Consider the following 24,228-nt stretch of genomic DNA (forward strand, 5'->3'; position numbering starts at 1 on the left):
CACTCGCACAATCCGTTCGTGCTGAGGAGGCGCGGCTTTTTGCGCCGTCTCGAAGCACTGGCACAGACTCTTTGCCCTGAGCCTGCTTCGAGACGGGCAGGGGTGAGCTGGACTATGATTCTCTTTTCTTTCGTCTTGCATGAAAGGATAGTTCTTCCCAATTTTCTTTAATCAGAGCCTCTTTCTTCTTACGACTCCAGCCCTTAATCTGGTTCTCGGCAGCAAGAGCTTCCATTCGAGTGGGGAATGATGCTGTGTATAAAAGAGTAACTGGTAATCTGGTTGCGGTATAACAGCCAGAAATCATTCGGTTATGGTGCTGATACAAACGATTTTCTAAATTATCAGTATGACCGGTATAGTAACTTTTATCGTTACAACCAAGAATATATACCCAAAACATTGGACTTTACCTTTTCTATTTCCTGTTGAAAGTTACCTATGCCAGCGCCTTGATCTCATGAAAATACAAAGTTCCAAGATATACCAGCAATCAGTAGGGTAATTATAACAATAATAATTATATAAAAAATATCACTCAACAGTATGTATGCCCAAAAAGATCAATTAATTGACAATCAGATATTAAATACTACAATTTAACACAGAAATATTTTCTTTCTTTGTCACATCTGAAGGGAAAAATATTTCAGGGAGAGTTATAGCTTCATACATTATGGATTTTATATATCAGGTAATTTATTTTTTTATTAAATTACTCCGATCCTGGATTAGCCTGTATGACTTTTAGGGTAGACGGTTGAATGAATGATAAATTGTATGTTATGTGATTTATCGTTAAGTCGCTCCCATCAGTGTATTAATTTAATAACTAGAGCAAGCCCCAAATCACGTTGAGTGATATGGATATGCTTTATATTTAATGACGCATTCAATTCGCCACCTGTTCAATAGGAGAATTAAAATGAATACAGATATATTTGAAGGAAAATGGGAAGAAGTTAAAGGAAAAGTAAAGCAAGCCTGGGGTAAATTGACCGATGATGACCTGAAGGTAATCGAAGGATCTCATCAGGAAATTTACGGTAAATTACAAAAACACTATGGATATACCAAAGACCAGGCTGAAAAAGCAGTTAGGGATTTCCAGAGCAAATATCATAGATAATATTTATCGGACTCTGCTCATTACTTTTATACAAGGAAGATATCATGAATAAATTACTTTTAATCATTTCATTATTTCTGTGCAGTACGTTTTCATTCGCTGCCGATGCTACCGATATGAGCGCCAATTGGGTATGTACTACAAATGCCAGCAGCAGTAACCTGGAAGCGGATAAAGCTGCAGATGATCAAATGGCAAAAAATCCTGTTTCTGCTGCCAATGCTTTTGGTCTTGCATCTAACAATTGTCGTGATTGCACTCAAATAACGTGCGAAGTTCAGGAATAATCTCCTAGTCCTTATAAAATTACTCCGTTTTTTGACGGAGTAATTTTACCTTACTAGCTCTAAGGTCGATCATGGCACGTTTCGCTGACACGGTTACGGATTGGATTCGTTAAATTTTATTGAAAAAATACAATAGATTTACTTTCTTGAGCTAGACTTAGTTATATGAGGGAAATTTTTACATATTAGGCTTATTATGTATAAATTGTTTAAGGATATCGGTTTATCTGCCTCATTATTGATACTAAACCCATTTTCATTAATGGATTAATTAGGCGGAGGTTGTGGTGTTAATTCAACCGGTTCAACCTGTATTTATAACCATAAAGATTGGCGAGAATAAATACGAGTGCCAGATGGTAAGCTTATCTGAACATGAATTGGAGATAAGCTGCAATGACTATTTAGAAAAGGACAGCCAGGTATTCTTTGTTGCTAAATATTTTAAGGGAAATGCTGTAATACGTGATATTCAATTTGCCCAATATTATTTTACATACAAAATGGAAATTGAACGCATTCAGTTTCAACCGGGCTTGCTTATCAATACCCGGTTGTAGCCAAAATAAATAGAATCAGAGCCAGTAGACAAAGAGGAACAGAAAGAGCCACACTACGTCAACAAAGTGCCAATACCAGGCAACTCCTTCAAAGGCAAAATGTCGTTCTGGTGTAAAATGTCCACGTTTGCAACGTATCAAAATGACAATAAGCATAATGGTACCCAGGGTTACGTGTAACCCGTGAAATCCGGTCAGCATGAAAAAGGTGGTACCGTAAATTCCTGCATCCAAGGTCAAATTCATTTCGGTATAAGCTTCATGATACTCATAAGCCTGTAACAAAAGGAATAACACACCCAAGGCAATAGTCAGCGACATCCCTACCAGCAATTGTGTTCTTTTATTCAGTTTTAAAGCCCAGTGCGCCCAAGTGATCGTCACGCCAGAGGTAAGCAGGATCAAGGTATTGATTGCCGCTAACCCCCATGCTCCCATCGCCTCATGAGCACCTACGAAGATCTGGTTATTTGGGTTGTGTAATAAAGGCCAGGCTGCTTTAAAATCAGCCCAGAGAGTAAAGTGAGTAATAGGATGAATTTCTCCTCCTAAAAGCGGTATCGCCCAAAAACGGGCAAAAAACAATGCACCGAAAAAGGCTCCGAAAAAACACACCTCAGAAAAAATAAACCAGCACATACCCCAACGGAAGGATCGGTCAACCTGAAGGTCATAAACTCCTTTGCCATTTTCATAAATCACTTGCCCAAACCAGCCAAACATCATGAAAACAAGAATACAAAGCCCTGCAGTAAATATGTAAGGGCCATACCAATCATGATGAAGCCATGATGCAGCTCCTACTAACATAGTAGTCAATCCCACTGATCCAACCAGAGGCCAGTGGCTAGGCTTGGGGACATAATAAGTACCGTGCGCTCCCATTGTATTTTATTCTCCTGTGTCAATAATTCTTTATGCTGATTACCAGGTTAACCCTGGTTGGTCGCTCTTCCCGTTACATCAAACAAGGTATACGCCAAAGTAACTGTATTAATGTTGTCGGGTAAATCTGTATCCAAATGAAATAACAAAGGCATATTCATCGCCTCATGGCCATTCAGCGTTTGCTGGGTAAAGCAAAAACATTCTGTTTTTTTCAAATACTTTGCAGCAAGTCCGGGTGTTACACTGGGGATTGCCTGCACTGTCATTTTATGGTCTGTTTTATTTTCAGCATAAAATGCCAGGTTTACTATTTCACCTGGATGCACCTTGATTTCTTTGGTTTTGGGATAAAATGCCCAAGGCACACCGCTATTATTTGTTGCCACAAACTGTACCAGAACTTCTCTGGAAGTTTGGATTTTGGCTTTGCTTACATCATAAGCAATGGCCTCGGGATTGGTCTTGCCATTTATCCCCAGGGTTTTACACAGGCTGTTATAAATAGGTACCAATGCAAAGCCAAAAGCAAACATCCCCAAAACAATCAGCGTTAAAATAACAAGTAATTTCTGTTGCTTTTGTTCCTTATCCATTAAACCCCACCTCTAATGAATTTTAGGTGGAATCGTAAATGTATGGTAAGGAGGTGGAGAAGGCAGGGTCCATTCCAAGCCGTGTGAACCTTCCCAGACACGAGCAGTAGCAACATCTTTGTCCGTTCCGCGTTTACGTACGGTTGCAATCACATTGTATAAGAACAGTAATTGAGAAAAGCCAAAGATAAAGGCACCAATAGTTGCAATAACATTAAAATTGGTAAACTGTAAGGCATAATCGGGGATTCTTCTTGGCATTCCCGCAAGACCTAAGAAATGCATAGGGAAGAACGTCAGATTGACAGAAATTACAGACAACCAGAAATGCCATTTGCCTAATGTTTCATTATACATATGGCCTGTCCACTTGGGCAGCCAGTAATAGGTTGCCGCCATCAGTGAAAATATAACTCCGGGAACCAGTACATAATGGAAATGTGCTACAACAAAGTAACTGTCCTGATATTGATAATCGGCAGGTACCAAAGCCAGCATCAAGCCAGTAAAACCACCGATGGTAAACAAAAACACGAAAGCCAGTGCAAACAGCATGGGGGTTTCAAAAGTCATAGCCCCCTTAAACATGGTACTCACCCAGTTAAATACTTTAATTCCAGTAGGTACCGCAATAAGCATGGTAGTGTACATAAAGAATAATTCCGCCCCCAGAGGGATACCGGTAGTAAACATATGGTGTGCCCATACAATGAAGGACAGTGCGGCAATACTTACAGTTGCGTACACCATAAAATGGTAACCAAACAGCGGTTTACGGCTGAAAGTGGGAATGACTTCAGAAACAACGCCGAATGCGGGTAATACCAGTACGTATACCTCAGGATGGCCAAAGAACCAGAAAATATGCTGGAACAAAATAGGATCACCGCCACCTGCTGCATCAAAGAAACTGGTGCCAAAATGTCTGTCTGCCAGCATCATTGTTACTGCACCAGCCAAAACAGGCATAATAGCAATCAATAAAAATGCAGTAATAAGCCAGGTCCACACGAACATGGGCATTTTCATCAGGGTCATGCCTGGAGCCCGCAAGTTCAGGATGGTAGCAATAATGTTAATTGATCCCATAATGGATGAAAGACCCATCATATGAACTGAAAAGATCATAAAATCAGTACTGGGAGGGGCATATTTTGTCGATAAAGGCGCGTACATGGTCCAACCAAAGTTAGGACCGCCTCCAGCATGGAACATGGTAGAAAACAGCAGACAAAATGCAAACGGCAATATCCAGAAACTCCAGTTATTTAACCGTGGTAGTGCCATATCCGGCGCACCTATCATCATAGGTATTTGCCAGTTAGCCATACCAGTGAATGCAGGCATTACTACCCCAAACAGCATGATCAGACCATGCATGGTAGTCATTTGGTTGAAGAAATTGGGATCAACAAAACGATGGCCGGGCTGAAATAATTCTGCACGAATAATTAGTGCCATTCCACCTGCGAAAAAGAAACTGATCATAGCAAGCCATAAATACAGGGTACCTATGTCTTTATGGTTAGTAGTAAATAACCAGCGTTTTACAAATCCGAAGAAACCTTTGCCTTGCTCTGGACCATGATCATCATGGGTGTCATCTGCATGTGCTACTGCGTTACTCATTGCAAACCTCCTGCTTTAGCCTTATTAACCATGGTAGGTTTTTGATTATTACTTTGTCGCAGTGTTGCAACATCTGCGGGTTGAATTTCATCGTCAGTATTATTGCCCCATGCATTACGCTCATAAGTCGTAATTGCAGCAATTTCCTGATCAGTTAACTGATCCTTGTAAGGTTGCATTCCGGCAGACCCAGGGATACCGTTAAGAATCAAATCGATATGACGCGAAATGGGTTTACCTACAGCGACTGAACTGCCTTTTAATGCAGGGTATAAAGGTGGAAGACCTGTACCGTCCGCTTTATGGCACGCAGAACAGAACTGATCATACTTTTGTTTACCCAAAGTCATTAATTCGGTGCGAGTCATAGTGAGCTGTGCCCCTGCCTGTCCTTCTGTCTTGGCATATTGATCTTCAACTTTGGTTTGCTGAGCGACCCATTGATCAAACTCGGTTTCGCTCACAGCCTGAACTACTATAGGCATGAAGCCGTGATTAATTCCGCATAACTCGGCACATTGACCCCGGTATACACCTGGTTTTTCAATTCTGGCCCAGGCTTCGTACATAAAGCCAGGAATAGCATCACGCTTAATACCTAACTCGGGAACCCACCAAGAGTGAATGACATCATTAGAAGTCACCAGAAAACGAATTTTTTTATGGACAGGGACTACTAATGGTTTGTCTACTTCGAGTAAATACCACTGACCCTTTTTTTCTTTACCCTGTATCTGGGCATAAGGGGTGGAAAGATTACTAAAAAAGCTGATCCCTTGATCGAGATATTGATATTGCCAGCGCCACTGATATCCAACCACCTTGATGGTAACTTCTGATTTGGCGGAATCATCCATGCGGATCAGCACTCGCGTAGCAGGAATAGCCAGGCCTATAAGAATCAGAAAAGGAATAATAGACCAGACAATTTCCAGACGTGGGTTGTCATGGAACGTGGCAGGTTTATATCCTTTTGATTTTCTGTGATGAACCAGAGAATAAATCATGACACCAAAAACCACCACACCGATCACGGCACACACGGCCATACAGACCATATGTAAGTAATACATGTCCTTACTTAATGGAGTCACCCCTTCAAACATATTCATTTGCCAATTATCCGCAGCGGCCAAAGCTGACTGCAGTGGGGCAAAGGCACCAAGCGTCATTATTAATCTACAGATCGTTAACCTGTTTAACATCCCAATCCCTCATCTCATCAAGTTGCCGGGAAATCCCGGCACATGTTTAACCGATTTTCTCTATTTACCAGTTGCTACTGTCCTACCACAAGGAATAATTTCCTTCTGTTTTAGACTGACTTACCATGTACTTAATTGCTTCAATTACTTCATCAGTAGTACATTGATCGCAACCGCCATTTTTAAGGTGTTTCTTACCCTGAATGGTATTTTTAAATAATACATCCATATTTTGAGCAATTAAGGGTTTCCAGATTGCTTTATCACCAATTCTGGGAGCACCCAATTTTCCTTCGTTATGGCAAACAGCGCAGTTTTCATTATAAATATCCTTACCATTAGATGGATATTTCTGCGCGCCGCCGGCAGCCAAATCGTTCCATTGGGAGCGGGTTAATGATGCGTTCAGCAGATAATCTACTGAAGAAATAATGTCATTATCAGAACAGGTGACGCAGGCCCCTTTGACTGGCATGGAGTTGAATCCATGAATCACATGGCGGTATAAGCCCGTCAAACCACTGCTCTTTAATCGCATATACCAGTTTGCAGAATCGCCAATGACCGGTGCACTCATACGATTATCCTGGTGGCAAATAATACAGGCTTTCATATAAACCTGCTTTCCACGCGCCAGTGAGGGTGGCATATTTGATGGTGAAAGACCTAATGGTTCTTCGCTTTCCACTGACTTAATGTAAGTGGCAATGGCTAACCTGTCTGCTTCAGTCAAATGGCTCAAGCTGTTGTGGTTCACCTCAGCCATTGGACCTGCTACCGGACCGGCATTATTAATCAGCTCATTGTTTTTAAATACATCGGCAACTTGAGCATCTGTAGCTGATTCCAAACCAAACTTGGTAATATTTGGAGCCCAATAACCATCAACAAAGCTGCCGGTTAAGTAATAACGTGTTTTAGGAGCACCAAAAATATTTAGTGGCGTATGACACATGCTGCAATGCCCTAAGGTATCCACTATGTATTTTCCACGATTCCATTCAGGACTTTTATCTGCCTCATATTCTATGGAGTTATCATCAGGGAAGAAGAACAAAATGTTCCAACCCCAAAGAGAAAAACGTGCGCCCGGAACACCGAAAGGGAAAGGCAGAGCTTTATTTTCCAGCTTGATAGGAGGAATGCTCATAAAATAGGCATATAAAGCGCGCGCATCATCATCAGTCATTTTGGAAAAATAGATGTAAGGGAAAACGGGGAAATAGTTCCGTCCTTTAGGATCGCGCCCATCCTTCAATGCTCTGATAAAATCCTGTTCGGTCCAGTTTCCTATTCCTGTTTCTTTATCTGGAGTAATGTTAGGGCTATAGAAGGTTCCGAAAGGGGTTTCTAGTGGTAATCCACCGGCGAATGCGCCTGTGCCTGCTTTCACATCAGTATGGCAAGCGATACAATCGCCCATTTTAGCCAGATACTCTCCACGTTGGATTAACTCTTGCTGAGCACCAGTAGCCGGTGTAGTCGCAGGATATTCTGGATAATATGACTCCAAAACAGGCTCTACGGGCTTAGGAACAGCATTTTCAGCATATACAGATTGACCGATGAAACCAAGAACTGCCAGGATAGCAGCATTAATCAACATTCTTTTTGACAAAGAGCCCACGCTCCCTCCTATTTGTTCTTATTTTGCACGCTTCTCTTGAGGAGACAGAATAATTGTCGCATTTTATACCTCACACCTGCCAAGTTGCAATGTTATTCAGCGTTAAGTGTGCTCTTTTGTAGATTTGTTATTAGTTTTAATCGGAAATAATGCAATTTGATTATTTTGAAAAGGGATTGTTAACAAATTCATGCTTCCCTTGATATACTATGCTACCGGTTACAAGCGACCGGGATAAAATTGTTGCAGGGGCGGGGATGAAAATATTCAATGTAATGTTTTCCAAAGTAAATGGTGGACTGGAGCAGGTTTTTTTAAACTACATCCCCGCATTGGCGATGCAAGGCAATCATGTAATTCCCATTATCCATCCCAAGGCAGAAATATTAAGCAGCTGTCCTCAGGAACATTTGATTACACTGCACAATTTTAATCAGCATGATTTCATCGCTATTTATAAATTGCGTAAACTCATCCAGAAGGAACAACCGGATTGCATTATTACTCATAGTTACAGAGCAGCTTATCTGGCTCAAAAAACACTAACGAAAGTGCCCAGAATCGCGGTATGCCATGTCAAAGGACATTACGACTTTGGTTCTGATGCAATTATTGCCATTACAGAACACATGCGACAGGACATTATCGCTTCAGGCAAACCTGAACACACCGTATTTACGGTTCCTAATATGCTCCATATCCCGGAACATTTAGTTTACAAAGCGCCGAGGAATGTGGATGTCCCCGTAATTGGTGCTTGTGCGCGACTCGTTGATGTAAAGGGCATAGACCTTTTCATTGAAGCGCTTGCTGAACTGCAAAGGCGTGGCATCCTCTTTAAAGCAAAAATTGCCGGAGATGGCAAGGAAAAAGAACGCTATCAGCAATTAATCCATCAACATCAATTAGAGGATAAAGTCATACTGCTGGGCTGGATAGAGGATCGCTATTCGTTTTATGAAAGTCTGGATATTTTTTGCCTGCCGTCACGAGAAGAAGCTTTTGGCATGGTGATATTGGAAAGCATGATCCATTCACTGCCAATGGTTTTGAGTGATTTATCAGGACCACGAGAGATCATAGATAATTCCGAAAGTGCGCTTTTAGTCACGCCTCGAGATCCCGTGAGTATGGCAGATGCTATAAAGCAAATTATTGATGACAGGCATTTGGCGGAAAGACTGGCGAAAAATGCGTACCAACGTGTGCAGCATTATTCGAGCAGCAATGTGGGCCCTGTTCTTCAAGAAGTGTTGCATAAGATATTAGCTTCAGTACCATCTTCATAAGAGCGAGCCTTCGCTATGCTCAGTGCTGTAGCCCGGTCTGCTTGCAGCCGGGAACTGACGCTCGTGACACAACCTAAGTTCTAACCAAGTCTCCATTCCCGGCTGCAAGCAGACCGGGCTACGCCTGGAAATTTAATGTTTTGCACAAAATTTGTGTTATAATTGCACCTCTTTTTTCTGTTTATTCATAAATTATGTTTATTTATTTCAATGGACTAATTCTGGGTTTGTCGCTGATCATGGCCTTGGGCCCGCAAAATATCTTTTTGATTAAACAGGGTGCCCGGAAAAATCACGCTGCCCTGTCAGCGTTGGTTTGTTTTATTTGCGACATTATCCTGGTTTGCGCCAGTGTTGCCGGATTACATCAACTCCTTTTAGCTCATCCTACCCTGCAAATCTGGATGATCTGGTTTGGTTCTGCATTTTTACTTTACTATGCAGTAAATGCCTTACGCAGTTCTTTTTCCAAAAAGGACAAAGCAACAGCTCAAGCACCTCAACCCCATAATCGCAAACAAATTATTTTATTTGCCTTAGGTTTTAGCCTGCTTAACCCGCATGCCATCATAGATTCACTGGTTATTATAGGTGGTGGCAGCAGGCAATTCCCTGATCACGAATTTGCCTTTTTGGCGGGAGTAATTACAGCAAGCCTGCTGTGGTTTAGCTCATTAACAGTAACTATCCGTTATTTTTCTGATGTCTTAAGCAAAACTACTGTCTGGCAAATGATCGAATTATTCAGTGGTTTATTAATGGCGTTTATAGGAATTAAACTTGCCTTGAGCGGCATGTAAAGAAAAGTTCAGGGGAAATTAAAATAGAAAGGGCCAATCAGTGTGTCGCCAATTGACCCAGTGGAATGACACATAGCAAGTCCAACCTCGCAGAGGGAATATCTCATAAACCCGCTTTAGATGTCAACATTTTTACCTGAAAATCGTGCCCCATTCGGGATTAGGCAGGACTTTGTCCCTATCGAGACAATGTTGCTTACCTGTTACTCTTTTTCTTTGGAACCTTTTCACCTTTTTCGCGAGCTTTGGCCAAGCCAATAGCAATGGCCTGTTTACGACTTTTAACTTTCCCATCTTTGCCGCTATGAGCCTCGCCTTTTTTATACTCTCGCATTTCTTTTTCAACTTCTCGTTGTGCACCTTTACTGTATTTACTGGTCATAATTATCTCCTTATAAAATTACTCCTTAATCTTTAATTATAGAGCAATTGGAAGAAAAATGACCAAGCCCAGGGCTCGAAAGATACAAACAGTACAGAGTCGTCCTCTCATATTGAGTACCACTCAGAGCGATAGCGTAATCAAGGCTACAGTTTTTTTATATATTTAATCGATATTACTTAATGGCAGTGTCGCCCGTATTAGCGGAGCGTAATACGGGAAATTGCCACGTCGATCCTGTATTACGCTCCGCTAATACAGGCTACAAAATGCTCCGATCACGGTTGCATCTCACGATTTTTTTGGGCTCAGGCCGGCTCATTCAATGCATTTTCTACTGCTTTTACGAACCGTTTGGATTCAGGTGAGGTAGTGGAATAGAAATACGTCACCAATTCGCCTTTACGATTGATAATATATTTATGAAAATTCCATTTTGGCGCACTCCCAAAACCCAATTTTTTCTTAGCCCAAAGATAAAAAGGATGGGCATTTTTTCCTGAAACAACCTCTTTAGCCGTCATCGGAAATGAAACACCAAAATTAAGCTGGCAAAAATTGGCAATTTCCTGCTCAGTGCCGGGTTCCTGACTGCCAAAATCATTTGCCGGGACTCCCAGTATGACTAAACCCCTATCTTTATATTGCTCATACAGTTTTTCCAGGGCTGCGTATTGGGGGGTGAAGCCACATTTTGAAGCCGTATTTACAATAATCAAAACCTTTCCACGAAAGGATGACAGAGGTAAGGGATGATGTCCGACCAAGGTAGTAAAGGAAAAGTCATAGGCATTGTCACCTGGCTTGGTCTCTGGGGTTTCAGCTGATACGGTATTTGTGGCCATCAAAAATAATCCTGTTAATAGGGCAAGTAAACGCATGGAAGATATCCATAAACTTATGTGTATGCTTAGTCAATCATATCCTAATGCCTGGTTAAAGCAAGGAGATGCCAGGTACAAGGCACTTAGTAAATAACGCGCCTGACACCCCATAGATTATTTAAATAGTAGCACGAAGTCAGAACACGGTAGTCAGCCCCCTGATAATGACTGTCGGTAATCACCCAATCGCCTACCCGAGGCATCCAGTCTTTCTGAGGACATAAGGAATTAGGCGCAATCTGGTCAGGGTGAATATCATTAGAGCCATAACCTACCTGCTTTCCGGTCCACATGACAACATGTACTACAGCTGAAGGATTAACTGCATCAGGACGTGAAGCAGAAATGAAGAGTAAATCACCCGGATATAAAGGCAAAGCAGCTAAATTTTTGGCGGTAATGCTACCCCGATGTTTCGTACCAGAACTGTCAATGGCTGATAAATAGCCACCATGGCCATCACAAGAGTGTTGTACTTCCAGCGTATTATCACTACATACCAATAAACCTGCAGCTTTAGGATTATCAAGCACATTGTCCTCAGATTGCTGATTAGGCGACAGATCATATTGCATCGGATCAGCTCGCTGACCCGCCTGATACTCGGTTTTACTGCTGAACATGAGTCCAAAGGCAAAATTGTATAAAAATGTCGTGTAATTGCTGCAGTCCATTCCGTACCACATCGTATTATTCAACCAATTTCCCATGGTTTCGGCACCCAGGCCGCTGTAATTCCATCTGACCTGTTGCTGGTAATAAGGGCTTCCAGGCATAATATCTTTTGCGGCACTGCAATAACCTCCTTTATTGTATCCAACATTCCGTAAACTCAATGGAGTAGGGTAGTCTGGCAAATAATGATGGCAATAATTTAATTTTTGCTTAATCCAGAAATCTGCTGCGGCAATAATGCGCTGTCTTTGCCAATCAAGCCCAACAGAATTATCCAGACAATTGAGTAATTCATTGTTCAATTGCAACGTATTGCGCATGGGCCCCCACCCTCTGACAAAACGGTCTATGTTGAAAGGTTGTTGCAGTTCAGCAGTGAAATTGGCGACATTATTCTGGCATTGGGAGGCAAAGGCATCGGAAAAACTGTCTAATGATAATCCGCCGATAAGAAATGCAATGAAAAGCACTTTTTTAACACCAGCAAAAGTCCTCATGTTTCGTCTTCGTCCAGTATCTGATAATAAAAATGATGCAATTAGCATTCCAGAATTAATGGTGAGTGAAGCATAGGCCCGATCCGTTCGTGCTGAGGAGGCGCGGCTTTTTGCGCCGTCTCGAAGCACTGGCACAGACTCTTTGCCCTGAGTATGCTTCGAGACGGGGTTTCCACCCCTCCTCAGCACGAACGGGCCGGTGAGTGGGAGGAGATAATAAAACCCTTATTTTTTGAGTTAACATCAGTTCTGAATAACACCGTTACCTTTTTTCTGCCCTCGCACAATCCCTTCGTGCTGAGGAGGTATTCCTTATTGCTCCATTTTAAATGATAATGATTATCATTTACATTAACGCAGTTCAAAGCCTTACTCTTTATGCTTAAAATAATGACACTTGCTCTTGCTGCATTATCAGGAATGATAATTGAAATCCCGTCTTTTGCCGCAAGCGAATACAAGCTCTTTGAAAATAAACGCTTTCATTATGACGGGCATGTATTTTTTAATGTCACCAATTCAGCAACGCAGGGGGAAAAGTACTTACTCAACCAACAATTATCTAATGTCAAATTGGGTTCGGAACTGCAACTGACGGATAGGAATACATTAAGGAGCTTATTGATTTACAATACTTTTCCCACTCCAGTAACACCGACACTCTTTTTTGATCAGTTGTATGATGAATATCAAAAGGAGTCTTCCGGCCTGTTTTTTGAAGCTGGCAAGAAATGGCTTAGTTTTGGCAGTTATAAAAATGATTTGATTTACAAGCCACTTACCAAAGCCTTAGGTCAAACCAATCAAATTGCTTTAGTTGCAGGTTATGATTCTTTATATTACGCCAATCTCTCTCTTTTTGATCCCTACTCCCGCATTAAACCCTCCTCCCTACCTTTTTATTACAACCTGAATGTGGGAATGCATAACAAGACTTATGATCTGGGCGGCAGTTTCATCCGCTCCTTGGCTGAAAGTCAGATGTCCCAGTACAATAAAGGTTTTGGCGGATTTTTATTCCGCCCAATCCACAGCGATGTCCCAGGTTTTGCGGCTTATCTCAATATAAATCATAACAAATTAAGCACTTACGTTACTTATGTCGCAGCCATTCATTCCTTTCTTCCTGAGGAAATGAGTTACAACACTAAAGGGGCCAGCCCCAAGGCGTTCAGCCTGCAAAGTGGCTATGAGCTTTCTTTTAGAAATATACCTTATAAAATACTCGCCTTTTATGATTACTCCTTTGAATCCCTGGCCATGAGATTACCTCAGGAAAGAATAGGGGTAGGCCTTTCTGCTTATCCAGGCCGCTATCTCAGCCTTCAATTTCAGTACTTCAAGGATTACGGCTATCCGGATGATGCAATAGCATCCGGCCTAAATCGTCCTGTTTTTGGTGATTGTTCGAAAGTAAACAATTTTGCTTTACAGGCTATATTAAACTTCTAGGCTTGCATCCTGAGGCTAAATCAGGAATTATTACACAATCTTTCTTTTTTGTTGCAAATGAGAATCATTATCATTTATATTATATCCCTAAACCTTATTAAGTATGCCTTATGAAAATAACATCAAAAATTTACCAGGAATTGAATTATCAGGTGCAAAACCTGTTATTTGAACAAGGACTGAACTTATCAGCAAAGAAAATTGCTGAATTAATCAATACCGCCAGCCAGCAATGCGTTGATCGCCTGCATCATGCCGCAGTCAATGAACAATTGAGTGCTGAGACTATGCTTACTACTTCTGTCGATGATTACATTGATTTGCTAAAACAGCAGCAAAAGAAACAAAATCCGACGAGCCTGTTTAACCGGTGGAGTACCCTGGAACAAGAGTTGAAAGACAGTATAGAAAATCAAGTCCTGGCACTTGCCTATCATGAGCACTGGCAACAGCATTTACAACAGGAAGCTCAAGGCTACCCCAGCCTTTGGACTTCTTTATGTGCCCAGTATGAAAAGCAAGAACAATTGATGTTTTTAGAACAATGGGGCTGTACAGGCCATCCCTATCATCCTAATTTTCGTACCAAAACGGGTTTTAATAAACGTGAAGTCATTCACTATTCTCCCGAATTCAATGCTGAAGTTCCCATTCACTGGGCGGCACTTCATCGCTCAATCGCGTTTACTTCGATTGATGAAACCAGTTATAGCCTGTTATTCATTCAGCATTTTCCTGAAGCCTATCAAAGCTGGCGGCAAAGAGTGGCGCAAATGCAGCATAATCCAGACGATTACCTGCCCTTGCCCGTGCACCCCTGGCAATGGGAAAATACCTTACGGAACTTATGCGCCCCCCTGATTGAGTCAGGGTTATTGCTGGTGGTAAAACATCTGCAAAATACCAGACCATCCATGTCATTCCGTACTATGATGACTTCTGGCAGCTACAGTCCTCATTTGAAATTGGCAGTTGCCGTTCATACCACGTCATCCTTGCGTACGGTATCACCAGCATCAGTAAGCAATTCATCGGTTCTATCCACTTGGATTGAGGAGCTGCTGGCCAGACATCACTACTATAATGAACGCTTGTTTATTGCCAGAGACCTGGCGGGAATTAATTCTACTCATCCAGCAATTCCTGCACATGGAAAAAAACAATTGGCGATGATCGTCCGTGAAAATCCCCTGCAACGGATTAAAGCATCACAACAGTTAGTACCACTGGCTGCCCTTTTTGCTTTGTCTCCGGTAAAAAAAGCACCGCTGCTCATTGAAATTATTGAAGCAAGCAGACTTAATCCTGTCAGTTATTTCAAACAGTATTGCCGCGCTGTACTCGAAGGCCAAATGCATTTATTGCTGCATTATGGATTGGCTTTAGAAGCCCATCAGCAAAATACGCTGGTCATTTTTGAACAGCACAAACCTGCGGGGCTGGTGATACGTGATCTGGGTGGTATTAAAATCTGTTTACATCCCCTCTACGACAGAATTTTAAAACCCGAGTTGCATCCTGATTCAACCATCACCTGTACGGAACTGCAAGGGCTGTCTAATACCTTTATTCATGGTAACCTGTTAAGCAATCTCACGCCCTTTATCCAGTGCCTGCACGAATATTATGGTTTTCCCACAGCGCTCTTCTGGAAGCAGGTCAGACAATTAATAGAGGAATTGCTCCAGAGTGTCAAAGCAGAACTTCCCGCTGAAATGTATCAATGGCATGAGGAACACTTTCTTTCTCTGCCCTGGCAACAAAAATCTTTGCTGAGAATGCGCCTCAATCTGGATCAGGATGAGATGCTTTATTCTACTGTTGATAATCCCTTGAGCCAAATCCATGACTAAGCCGGAAACGATTATTTTATATGGGCAATTTTTCATGATTTTAGCCCTGGAAATGACCAATCCTTTTCTGCCTTTGCTTATTGCCAGCCAAACTGACGCGACAATGCAATCTGCTGTATTTTACAGTACCTTGAGTTTAATACTTCCGATGATTGCTAATATTCTCATCGCGCCAATATGGGGTTGGGCTGCTGATCGCTATGGTTATAAATCCATGTTAATGCGTGCCTGCTGGGCTTTAGTATTTACTCAGGCCAGCATGATTTTTGTGAATTCAGTAACCTGGATTTTAATCATTCGTATTATGCAGGGTGCTTTTGCCGGCTTCATTATCGCCATGCAAACCTACGCGGTGAGCATCAGTGATTGGCAGAATAAAAGCAGGCAACTGTCTCGTTTGCAATCAACTAAAGCCATTGCCACAACTATTGCTGGTTTCGCTGGCGGCATGGCACTCACATTGAGTGATTATCAGGGACTTTACGGAGTGGCGGCGGTGATTTGCCTGATAGCAACCATTGCCATGCAGTACTTGTTACCCGTATCAAGTGCGCAAACCATTAAAAGGAAACCGGGAAAATCTGATATTGCCCCACACTCAAAAGGTATTTTTTATTTTCTTTGCGCGTTGATAACCTTGACTCAAATCGCCAAATTTTTACCCGATCCCGGTCTTTCATTGTATCTGAACCACTATTTTTCCAATAATTGGGCTCTGATTGGTTTTATGTATTCCTTGCCAGCATTAGGGATGCTCTGCAGTTCTGAATGGTGTGGGCGACAATTTGACCGTTGTCGCCAAAACCCTCAATCAGCGAATTTATATCTGTTTGGCTATAGTCTGCTTGGCTGTTTTCTGATGATGTTGCAAGCATTCACGATTAATTTTTATCTTTTCGCCTGTATTCGTATTTTGTGGGGCGTGGTTCTGGCCGCTTTATTACCCGCTTTGTTTGCCCTTTTCAGTGATCGCTATTCCCTGCCTGGATACGCATTGGGAATTGCCAATTCCTTTGCCAAGGCAGGTAATTTGTTTGGTTTGTTGGCTGGAGGTTTTCTGGCAAGCTGGCTGTCTTATCCTGCAGTCTTTTTGATGATAGCTGCGATATACGGTTTATTTGCTGTTTTTGTATTGGGTCATCTTCTGTTACTGAACAGGCAGATGAGCACTTTATCGACTCCTTAACCTGATGGCAAATCATGAAAAAAAATGCTCTGCTTATCGTACTTTTGACCTGGTTCCTGGGAAATATGGATGTCCATTTCCTGGCTCCCGCCTTGCCGAAAATAGCTGATTACTTTGATGTAAGCGCGAGTAGTGCCCAGTTAACCATCAGTTGTTTCCTTTTAGGAAAGGCGTTCAGCATGATTTTATGGGGAATTATTTCTGATCGTTATGGCAGGAAACCTGTCTTTATTACGGGGCTGATGCTCTTTATCTGCACCAATTTTTTTGCCGCATTCAGCGATTCAATGACAAGCCTGCTGATATGCCGTTTTCTGCAGGGGGTCAGTGTTGGTGCAACGCTCCTCATGGGACGGGCCATGATTAATGACACTCATGATGAACAAAGGGCAACACATTATTTTGCCTGGCTCTTTACCCTGGCCGGTCTTTTCATTTGCTTCTTGCCCTTCCTGGGAGGCTTGATTAACAGTTATTGGAATTGGCAAATGGCATCACTGCTTATCGCTGCCTACGGACTGCTCTTATTCCCCTTTTGTTCGGCCTTAAAGGAAACAAAATCAAAAGTACAGCCACCATCAGAATTAATTCAGAGTATTATAGCTGTTTTTAGCCACCCTGTGTTTGTCTGTTATTTGCTGATCTCTGCTTTGATGATGGCTGGAGAATCGGCTTTTAATACCAGTGCATCGTTTATCCTGATTAAAGGGGCGCATTTAACCAGTACCCAATACGGCACTATAAAAACGGTTATGGCAATCATGCATCTGCTGGGCACAGCATGTTGTGGCTTATTGGTCAGTTACTATTCCAGTGTCAAATTGACTGGAACGGGAGTACGCATCTTTGCTTTATCGGCCTGCCTGATGTGGTTGTTCGCCTTGTTTTCCCAGAATGTAATGCTTACCTTTGTCATTCCGATGATGGCTTATTATTTTGGTACAGGATTTATCGTGGCCTCAGCAACTGCGGCTGTAGTCCGCCCGTTTCCCCAACACATGGCCATGGCCCTGGCCCTCACCCTGTTTTGCCAATTTAACTGTTCTGCACTCTTTAGTTTTATCAGCAGCGCTGCCGGGATTGAAAAAGCAGAATCGTTTATGCTCTTGCTCACATCCATCAGCATTCTCAGCTTATTGACCTTGCGCAAACTTGGTTTGGCAGCAAGGTCTGAGATAGTTAGCACGTAGAGCTATCGCTGCATCAAGGCTACGTCTGTTGAAATTACAGGGTCGTCAGGCGCAATTTGGGCATTAGACATAAATCTATAGCTATTTTTAGCGGATTGATTCACCTCTGCTGGCATCCTGGCAAGTGCTCTCTTACTCTCATAGACTCCTTGATCAAAATCAAGTGGTGACGGGCACATATGCCGCAGAGCCCGAGGAGAGGGATGTTGTGAGAGTATAGACAAAATACTCAGTGGGGATTGATAAATGGCGGTATACGCTTCATGTGGATATAAGCGATTAACATATTTTAATGCTGACGGGCCATAACTACGATATAAATAATCTTCCATAACGTTGGGTTCAATACCAAAAAGTTTTGTTGGGCCAAATGGATATTCCACGCAGGTAGCCCACTCATCCGCAGTGAAATAATCTCCTTTTGATTGCAGAGACATGTTGGCATTCCCATAGGTGATAATAGTCTGGTCGCAAAGCAATCGACTGATGCCTGGAAAAATATCAATAAAAGGTTTGCCGGTATGCTCAAGAGGGGTATTGGGAGCACCTTTGGGGCTATCAGAATAAAAACATTGCCATCCACCCGTGAATTCTTGTGCCACTATATCAATACCTGTTTCTTTGGCAAAAACACCCGTCTCACATAAAACTTTAAATTTCTCTACACTGTCAGGATGAATCATCAAATCCATATCATCATCATTACGAATAATCCCATGCTCCCTGAGAGCACCTAATGCGGTACCACAACTGATACGATAATCGATTTGGTGCCTGATAAAAAAGGCATGCAGGACATCTGCCATAGCATACAAACGAGCCCCTTCATCAGAAGTTAAATAAATGGTATTCGGATCTGCAGGAGCTGTTAAAAATAATTCAGCAGCATAAGCAGGGTTGTACACCATCAAAAAAATACCAACGGTCATACCGATAAAACTACGCGCGTACTCAACTGCATCAACAAGCAGAGTTTGTACGTTACCACCAGCATACTCTCTCTGGACAATAGTCTGAATCACCGTATCAATAATTCGGCACACATCCGTGATCATTTTACTGAGCAGGTTTAATGCCGAGTAAACAGGAATACCTAAACCCACGGCGTAAACCCAAAGCGATTGTTCTCGTTCTAATTGCAGAATCAGTTGATATAATTCGTACCCTTTCTCTTTACTATAAAGTTCAAGTTCAGGATATTTTTTCAGGGTATTCAGGATTGACATGCTGGACTCACACCTACATCATTGTGGTGAAATTTTAACCATTTTTTACATTAATTGCAAGCAATGAATGGCACTTACTTAAGGTTTTTCATTCTATTCGCTTGTCCGGTGGATCCAGAGCTTCAGGGCAGAAACACAGCCCCTGCCAGTATAACTGTTCCGCTTCCTGACGGTCGCGGCTCGGTTTTCGTGCATTCGTATATACTTCATCATGCACCGGAAACCGAGCCGCGACCGTGAGGAAGCGGAATTTTTGTTGCGGCACAGAGCATGATTTAGCATTGGTGTAGGGCATAAACTGATGTGCTCAAGAGACAGCTGCTTGCAGCCGGGATTGTGCCACTTCGATCCCGGCTGCAACCGGGCTACGCACTGTGCCATTTCGGAGCAACTTTGCCCCGATCCACGTCGTCCTGAGCGCGTCTTTTTGCGCGAAGGATCTCCAAATACTGGCACCATGCAGCCTTCAGGAGATCCTTCGCGCAAAAAGACGCGCTCAGGACGACGTGAATCGGGTTACAAAAACACCATTCATTACAAGCATTCGGGCTATTTTTACCTTATATTTTGCAATACCACTTGCAAGCTCACTATGGAATAGGGTATTTATCCAGCAGGAATGTAAAAATTAAGTTTTATTGGATAAATAAAGGACTTCTACATGCGTACGGAACAGGCTGCAAAAAAAAATACAGGAAAAAAGACCCGCCCATCAAACAGCAGGGCATTATCTACCCGCTTTACTCAGGATGAAATTCCCGACAGAACTTATTTCCTGAGAAATACTCTGTATGAAATAGGGGATTTTATTTCATCCCGTACCAGCGAGCTTTATAACGCCATAACGATGGCTTTTTCACTGGATACGGTTGATTTCAGCTACCTTAGAAAATACGTATGGCCAGCGATTACCTCTGGAGCAACATTAGTAATTGGCGATTACATCACCAGGGGATTGAGCCAGTATTATAATGACAATGAAGAATCCGCCTACGTTTATCAATTTTTATTAAGTGCCGCAGTGCTGAGCTACTGTGCCCTGCACCGCATTACCGAAAGGGAATTTAAATCCACGGTGGCATTTTCTGCCGCTGTTGCCAGTGAAGTTATGGCGATTACTTATTTATACAGCTCCGTGTTCACTGGCACACAAGTCCTGTTAGAAGACCGTTTATCCGATGACTATTCCCTCATCGCAAGCCTTGGCACCAGTGCACTGCTTGTACCAAGCAGTGTCACCTGGTTAACCCAGAAACTCCAGGAGCAATTGGTCCGTTACCAATACGGTAAAGGGGCGCAGCGTTCTGATACTGCAGCGATTTCAAGCGGCCTTACCCCGGTCTCAAACCTTTATTATCAAATCAATCATTTCCTTACCAAAGAATTAATGGTTTTATCCCGCACGTTTCAGCTCGGCCTGATTTCCGACAACATTCTCCATGCACAAAAAATCGTGCAGCAATTCCGAAACTTACCCGCCTTAATTGCTGACGTGGCACCGTCCACCATAAAAAAAATGCAGGCACAACAGGAAAAACTCAGGCAGGATTATGAATACAATAACACCTGCCATCAGGTCCTGCGCTTTACTCCTGAAGGCCCGGTGTTTATTGCCATACCCAGGTATCAATTACGTACAGGCGATCTGGTTTTGTGCGATGACAGTATCGATTTGTCCTCTGTGCCGGTTTCTGGAGAGATTATTGCCTTACAACGCGATGAAAAGGGACACTATATTGAAAAAACAGAACAACAAAAATTCAGCGTGAACCTGAAAGCACAAAATGGTGAAGACGTCTGGATAGAACATAACACTAAGTCGACATTTGACAGTAACTATCAAAAAGTAGATTTACATGCGGTACGTGACGGCAAACAAGCCGGGGTATTAACTGGTGATAAATTGAACTTATTTGGTAAAGACAATATTTTTATTCAAATCAAGCCGGAAAACGAACTCTTGTTAAACAGCGGCTATGAAAAAACTTCGGTTATTGATCAAATCATTTCCAAACGCAAACAAAAAAGCGTGTTACATTCCATTCTGGCATCGGTCATTATGGCTGCTTTTTTACAAAGGGACATTACCACTTTGCCGGCTGAATCCATACGCCTGATGTTTACCCTGTTCCAAACCATGATCCCATTTTCGGAAGCCTTTTTGCGTGAAACGATTAACAGCCGGCTGATGAAAAAAATGAATTCCAATATGGAAGGGCATCCCCTGGAAACGGTCGATGCCTTGCGTGTTGTGGATTTATGTAATGCCATAGGCGGCTATTATCATGATCGCTTCCCTCAGGGAGTTGCCATTATTTCTGATAAAACGGGAACCCTGACTACCAATACCATGGAAGTACGTGGACTTTGGGCTGCTGGAATGGACGCTGATGTACAGCAGGTATTGCAAAACAAACCCGAATTATTTTTACCAGAAAGCCAGGAACAGCAACTGGCCTTTGAACTATTCATTGGCGCTTACACCAATAAACCCAAAGATATGGAGCCAGAAGAAGCAGCCATTCTGCAATTGTTTAAAGGCTTACAAAAAAATGCTGATTGCGTGGACATTACAACGCTTGGCAATAATCATTTCAAAAAAATAATTACTGGACAAAACAGAGAGCTGGAAACCTTCCACCTGGGCTTGTACCGCACTTTTGGCGGACGCTTCACTCTGGTTAAAGAAGCAGAAAACCAATACCTCGTTTTTTGTGGTGTGCCCAAAGCCGACTCATTCCATGACACAGCCCTGTTAAAGGCTTACACTTCCATGCAGAGCAGAACAGGCGTCCTGTCTCGGGACTGGTGCATTGCCCGCGCGCCCATTTCTGAAAAAACCTATGAAACACTGAAAGGATTATTTGATAAGGACGATAAAAAAGAAATCGAATCCTTCATTTTGACTCATCCGGAATTGACAAATAATCTGCGTCATTGTGTTACCTTCATTATTGATAACCCGGTCAAAAAGGGTGCTGAGAAATTTATCAGCCAACTGCAGGAAATTCAGGTTCCCGTATTTGTCGCCACCGGAGATACTACAAAAGCTGCTGAAAATATTGCCCGGGTACTCTGTCCAGAGCATGCGGGTAAAATTCTAAGCATACGCGCAAATCAAATAAGTGGATTGAATCCAGAACTGCTGAATGAGCAAAATTGCCCTCCCGGTTCAACCGTTATTTTTTCAGGCATTAATCCGGAAGTGCTCAAGCTCTTTCAATCACTGCTCCAAAGAGAGAAAAAGAACCGTCCCGTCATTATTTTTGCTGAAATGAGCACTGAAGGAAAAGGCACTCTGGCACGCTTTCTTAAAGACAATCAGTTTTTTGTGGTAGCCAATGGCGATGGCAGCAATGACGTGATGATGATGAAACACGCTAATATGGTGATAGCGCATCAGACAGAAGACGCTACCTTTGCCCCGGGAGTTGCCCCCTTATCCAATTTAAGTGACGCACAGTTACGCCACTTGTTTGGCTCGGAAAAATCATTCTATGAACTGTTTGATATTAACCTTCCTAAAAGTTTGTTTGTTCAGCAATTTACTCCTTTGGCTAACTCCCAGGAAAAGCCGACTATGGCTCTGGCGCTGAAAAGCGGTAAATTAAGCTTTGAATTAGCCAAGGCTGTTGGCGCAACTGAGGTTAAGGAAATGTATCAGCAGCATTGGTTTAGTGTGGCCTTTGACTTACTCTGGTTATGGATTTCATTTTATGAAATCAATCAAAGCCGTGACCTGCCCATGGATAATCGCAATATTGGCGTGTCTGATTTGATTACCCAATCCATGGCCATAGTTCTGGTTGTTGCTGGCTTACAAGCCATGGCTAATTATGCCCTGGCTGAAGAGTCAACGAACCTTACTACCATGATTATTATGCTGACTATACTGCCTCTGGTATTAAGGAGTGTTTTTTCAGGATTCAGGATGGTCCAGGATCGTCTGTACCCCGCTCCCGTTGCAGAACCGGTTCATCGGGAAGAGGTGGCTCATCGTTCCGTGTTTGGCTATTTGGGAACCCTGTTCAGACCTGCTCGGGCAAGTACTCGTGTAGAAGAAATAGAGGAATTGTCTCCTGAGCCGCATTGAACATAGTATTTGACGCTCTGCAGGTATATAATTTGCCCTAATTAAAACCACGATTTGAGTTATTATGTTTTACGGGGATACTGTTCAGGAAACCAGGCAGATGTTTTTTAACAGTTGGGATAAATTCCAACATAAAAAACCTCTGTCACCTTTGGAAAATGAAATTGCCCAGGTGATCCTGGCTCATCCTGAGTATCATAAAATATTGGAACAAGGCACTAAATTCCAGGAGCATACTTATTATCCCGAGTTCGGCGAAACCAATCCGTTCTTGCACATGGGACTACACCTGGCAGTAAGAGAGCAAGTGGCTACAGATCGCCCTTTGGGCATTAATGAGATTTATAAAAACCTGGTTAAAAAATACAAAGACCCTCTGGCTGTTGAACATTTAATTATGGACCAGCTCGCTGAATGCTTATGGCTGTCACAAAAAAATAATCTGCCTCCTGATGAGCAGCAGTATTTAAGGGTACTGACAGAGCTTTATCAAAATAACTCATAAAAACGTAGCCTTGATGCAGCGACAGTGCTGAGTGATCCACTCATATTTGTGTTGCATCCCAATCTATGCAGAATCGCCTTCCCCTCTCCGGGGGAAGGTGCCCGACAGGGCGGATGGGGGGATCAAAAGGATTATTTTCTCGGCAGGTTCTGTTATTTTAGAGTTTTTACGTTTAATAATAAGTTCTCTTATTGATCCCCCCTCCCACCCTGTCGGGCACCCTCCCCCGAAGGTGGAGGGGCTACTTGCGTTGATCATCCTGTTTATTTGCATCTTTT

General features: G+C 42.5%; 21 protein-coding genes. 11 read left to right on the plus strand and 10 right to left on the minus strand.

Annotated elements, in window-relative coordinates; translation table 11 throughout:
- Window positions 1–112: 112 nt before the first annotated feature.
- Window positions 113–403, minus strand: coding sequence for a GIY-YIG nuclease family protein (locus B094_RS0113505; protein ID WP_018578347.1), 291 nt, complete (start codon window positions 401–403; stop codon window positions 113–115).
- 522 nt (window positions 404–925) lie between these two features.
- On the opposite strand from B094_RS0113505, the gene B094_RS0113510 reads away from it, so the two are divergent.
- The 3 genes from B094_RS0113510 to B094_RS0113520 all read left to right on the plus strand — a co-directional run bounded on the left by B094_RS0113510 (window position 926) and on the right by B094_RS0113520 (window position 1,976).
- A complete protein-coding gene (locus tag B094_RS0113510; RefSeq protein WP_018578348.1) occupies window positions 926–1,129 on the plus strand; it encodes a CsbD family protein in 204 nt (67 codons plus the stop codon).
- 44 nt (window positions 1,130–1,173) lie between these two features.
- Complete coding sequence (locus B094_RS0113515) at window positions 1,174–1,416, plus strand: hypothetical protein (RefSeq protein ID WP_018578349.1); 243 nt, start codon at window positions 1,174–1,176, stop codon at window positions 1,414–1,416.
- A 287-nt stretch (window positions 1,417–1,703) separates the two neighbouring features.
- Window positions 1,704–1,976 carry a hypothetical protein gene (locus tag B094_RS0113520; protein WP_018578350.1) on the plus strand — a complete coding sequence of 91 codons (273 nt, stop codon included), beginning with the start codon at window positions 1,704–1,706 and terminating at the stop codon, window positions 1,974–1,976.
- A gap of 15 nt (window positions 1,977–1,991) precedes the next feature.
- On the opposite strand, the gene B094_RS0113525 is transcribed toward B094_RS0113520, so the two are convergent.
- The 5 genes from B094_RS0113525 to B094_RS0113545 all read right to left on the minus strand — a co-directional run bounded on the left by B094_RS0113525 (window position 1,992) and on the right by B094_RS0113545 (window position 7,918).
- The gene (locus tag B094_RS0113525) at window positions 1,992–2,861 is read right to left on the minus strand and encodes a cytochrome c oxidase subunit 3 (protein ID WP_018578351.1); all 870 of its coding nucleotides are present in this window, start codon (window positions 2,859–2,861) and stop codon (window positions 1,992–1,994) included.
- Window positions 2,862–2,908: 47 nt separating this feature from the next.
- Window positions 2,909–3,457: a cytochrome c oxidase assembly protein gene (locus B094_RS0113530; protein WP_018578352.1), complete on the minus strand. Its 549-nt coding sequence runs from the start codon at window positions 3,455–3,457 to the stop codon at window positions 2,909–2,911.
- Window positions 3,458–3,469: 12 nt separating this feature from the next.
- Window positions 3,470–5,086 carry a cytochrome c oxidase subunit I gene (gene ctaD / locus B094_RS0113535; protein ID WP_018578353.1) on the minus strand — a complete coding sequence of 539 codons (1,617 nt, stop codon included), beginning with the start codon at window positions 5,084–5,086 and terminating at the stop codon, window positions 3,470–3,472.
- Window positions 5,083–6,291 carry a cytochrome c oxidase subunit II gene (gene coxB, locus B094_RS0113540; protein ID WP_026254032.1) on the minus strand — a complete coding sequence of 403 codons (1,209 nt, stop codon included), beginning with the start codon at window positions 6,289–6,291 and terminating at the stop codon, window positions 5,083–5,085. The genes ctaD and coxB overlap by 4 nt, the downstream gene beginning before the upstream one ends.
- An 82-nt stretch (window positions 6,292–6,373) precedes the next feature.
- Window positions 6,374–7,918, minus strand: a complete 1,545-nt coding sequence (locus B094_RS0113545) for a c-type cytochrome (protein WP_018578355.1) — start codon at window positions 7,916–7,918, stop codon at window positions 6,374–6,376.
- 257 nt (window positions 7,919–8,175) lie between these two features.
- On the opposite strand from B094_RS0113545, the gene B094_RS0113550 reads away from it, so the two are divergent.
- Both B094_RS0113550 and B094_RS0113555 read left to right on the plus strand, forming a co-directional pair.
- Window positions 8,176–9,207 carry a glycosyltransferase gene (locus B094_RS0113550; protein WP_018578356.1) on the plus strand — a complete coding sequence of 344 codons (1,032 nt, stop codon included), beginning with the start codon at window positions 8,176–8,178 and terminating at the stop codon, window positions 9,205–9,207.
- A 194-nt stretch (window positions 9,208–9,401) separates the two neighbouring features.
- Complete coding sequence (locus B094_RS0113555) at window positions 9,402–10,007, plus strand: LysE/ArgO family amino acid transporter (RefSeq protein WP_018578357.1); 606 nt, start codon at window positions 9,402–9,404, stop codon at window positions 10,005–10,007.
- A 196-nt stretch (window positions 10,008–10,203) separates the two neighbouring features.
- Here B094_RS0113555 and B094_RS0113560 read toward each other — a convergent pair whose 3' ends face one another.
- From B094_RS0113560 to B094_RS0113570, 3 genes are all read right to left on the minus strand, one after another.
- Window positions 10,204–10,389, minus strand: a complete 186-nt coding sequence (locus tag B094_RS0113560; RefSeq protein ID WP_018578358.1) for a DUF6496 domain-containing protein — start codon at window positions 10,387–10,389, stop codon at window positions 10,204–10,206.
- A gap of 308 nt (window positions 10,390–10,697) precedes the next feature.
- Entirely contained in the window at window positions 10,698–11,234 is a 537-nt protein-coding gene (locus tag B094_RS0113565) for a glutathione peroxidase (protein WP_026254033.1), read from the minus strand.
- Window positions 11,235–11,356: 122 nt separating this feature from the next.
- Window positions 11,357–12,493, minus strand: a complete 1,137-nt coding sequence (locus B094_RS0113570) for a hypothetical protein (RefSeq protein WP_155823916.1) — start codon at window positions 12,491–12,493, stop codon at window positions 11,357–11,359.
- A gap of 330 nt (window positions 12,494–12,823) precedes the next feature.
- Between B094_RS0113570 and B094_RS0113575 the strand changes: the two genes are divergently transcribed.
- The 4 genes from B094_RS0113575 to B094_RS0113590 all read left to right on the plus strand — a co-directional run bounded on the left by B094_RS0113575 (window position 12,824) and on the right by B094_RS0113590 (window position 18,126).
- A complete protein-coding gene (locus B094_RS0113575; protein ID WP_237762302.1) occupies window positions 12,824–13,897 on the plus strand; it encodes an LbtU family siderophore porin in 1,074 nt (357 codons plus the stop codon).
- Between the two features lie 110 nt (window positions 13,898–14,007).
- A complete protein-coding gene (locus B094_RS0113580) occupies window positions 14,008–15,750 on the plus strand; it encodes an IucA/IucC family protein (RefSeq protein ID WP_018578362.1) in 1,743 nt (580 codons plus the stop codon).
- Window positions 15,743–16,936 carry an MFS transporter gene (locus B094_RS0113585; RefSeq protein WP_018578363.1) on the plus strand — a complete coding sequence of 398 codons (1,194 nt, stop codon included), beginning with the start codon at window positions 15,743–15,745 and terminating at the stop codon, window positions 16,934–16,936. Before B094_RS0113580 ends, B094_RS0113585 begins: the two co-directional genes overlap by 8 nt.
- Window positions 16,937–16,950: 14 nt before the next feature.
- Window positions 16,951–18,126 carry an MFS transporter gene (locus tag B094_RS0113590; RefSeq protein WP_018578364.1) on the plus strand — a complete coding sequence of 392 codons (1,176 nt, stop codon included), beginning with the start codon at window positions 16,951–16,953 and terminating at the stop codon, window positions 18,124–18,126.
- A gap of 2 nt (window positions 18,127–18,128) precedes the next feature.
- On the opposite strand, the gene B094_RS16300 is transcribed toward B094_RS0113590, so the two are convergent.
- A complete protein-coding gene (locus B094_RS16300) occupies window positions 18,129–19,352 on the minus strand; it encodes a LicD family protein (RefSeq protein ID WP_018578365.1) in 1,224 nt (407 codons plus the stop codon).
- A 661-nt stretch (window positions 19,353–20,013) separates the two neighbouring features.
- On the opposite strand from B094_RS16300, the gene B094_RS0113600 reads away from it, so the two are divergent.
- Both B094_RS0113600 and B094_RS0113605 read left to right on the plus strand, forming a co-directional pair.
- Window positions 20,014–23,445 (plus strand): HAD family hydrolase, encoded by a 3,432-nt coding sequence (locus B094_RS0113600; RefSeq protein ID WP_018578366.1) that lies wholly within the window; start codon window positions 20,014–20,016, stop codon window positions 23,443–23,445.
- A 64-nt stretch (window positions 23,446–23,509) separates the two neighbouring features.
- Complete coding sequence (locus tag B094_RS0113605) at window positions 23,510–23,950, plus strand: DUF1841 family protein (RefSeq protein ID WP_018578367.1); 441 nt, start codon at window positions 23,510–23,512, stop codon at window positions 23,948–23,950.
- Window positions 23,951–24,228: the final 278 nt, after the last annotated feature.

The sequence above is a fragment of the Legionella shakespearei DSM 23087 genome (assembly GCF_000373765.1).
Taxonomy (GTDB): Bacteria; Pseudomonadota; Gammaproteobacteria; order Legionellales; family Legionellaceae; genus Legionella; species Legionella shakespearei.

Excerpts from the sequence above, each read along its gene's own strand:
- B094_RS0113505 (WP_018578347.1), bottom strand. The coding sequence starts at position 403 with ATGTTTTGGGTATATATTCTTGGTTGTAACGATAAAAGTTACTATACC.
- B094_RS0113510 (WP_018578348.1), top strand. The coding sequence starts at position 926 with ATGAATACAGATATATTTGAAGGAAAATGGGAAGAAGTTAAAGGAAAA.
- B094_RS0113515 (WP_018578349.1), top strand. The coding sequence starts at position 1,174 with ATGAATAAATTACTTTTAATCATTTCATTATTTCTGTGCAGTACGTTT.
- B094_RS0113525 (WP_018578351.1), bottom strand. The coding sequence starts at position 2,861 with ATGGGAGCGCACGGTACTTATTATGTCCCCAAGCCTAGCCACTGGCCT.
- B094_RS0113530 (WP_018578352.1), bottom strand. The coding sequence starts at position 3,457 with ATGGATAAGGAACAAAAGCAACAGAAATTACTTGTTATTTTAACGCTG.
- ctaD (WP_018578353.1), bottom strand. The coding sequence starts at position 5,086 with ATGAGTAACGCAGTAGCACATGCAGATGACACCCATGATGATCATGGT.
- coxB (WP_026254032.1), bottom strand. The coding sequence starts at position 6,291 with ATGTTAAACAGGTTAACGATCTGTAGATTAATAATGACGCTTGGTGCC.
- B094_RS0113550 (WP_018578356.1), top strand. The coding sequence starts at position 8,176 with ATGAAAATATTCAATGTAATGTTTTCCAAAGTAAATGGTGGACTGGAG.
- B094_RS0113555 (WP_018578357.1), top strand. The coding sequence starts at position 9,402 with ATGTTTATTTATTTCAATGGACTAATTCTGGGTTTGTCGCTGATCATG.
- B094_RS0113560 (WP_018578358.1), bottom strand. The coding sequence starts at position 10,389 with ATGACCAGTAAATACAGTAAAGGTGCACAACGAGAAGTTGAAAAAGAA.
- B094_RS0113565 (WP_026254033.1), bottom strand. The coding sequence starts at position 11,234 with ATGGCCACAAATACCGTATCAGCTGAAACCCCAGAGACCAAGCCAGGT.
- B094_RS0113570 (WP_155823916.1), bottom strand. The coding sequence starts at position 12,493 with ATGCTAATTGCATCATTTTTATTATCAGATACTGGACGAAGACGAAAC.
- B094_RS0113575 (WP_237762302.1), top strand. The coding sequence starts at position 12,824 with ATGCTTAAAATAATGACACTTGCTCTTGCTGCATTATCAGGAATGATA.
- B094_RS0113580 (WP_018578362.1), top strand. The coding sequence starts at position 14,008 with ATGAAAATAACATCAAAAATTTACCAGGAATTGAATTATCAGGTGCAA.
- B094_RS0113585 (WP_018578363.1), top strand. The coding sequence starts at position 15,743 with ATGACTAAGCCGGAAACGATTATTTTATATGGGCAATTTTTCATGATT.
- B094_RS0113590 (WP_018578364.1), top strand. The coding sequence starts at position 16,951 with ATGAAAAAAAATGCTCTGCTTATCGTACTTTTGACCTGGTTCCTGGGA.
- B094_RS16300 (WP_018578365.1), bottom strand. The coding sequence starts at position 19,352 with ATGTCAATCCTGAATACCCTGAAAAAATATCCTGAACTTGAACTTTAT.
- B094_RS0113600 (WP_018578366.1), top strand. The coding sequence starts at position 20,014 with ATGCGTACGGAACAGGCTGCAAAAAAAAATACAGGAAAAAAGACCCGC.
- B094_RS0113605 (WP_018578367.1), top strand. The coding sequence starts at position 23,510 with ATGTTTTACGGGGATACTGTTCAGGAAACCAGGCAGATGTTTTTTAAC.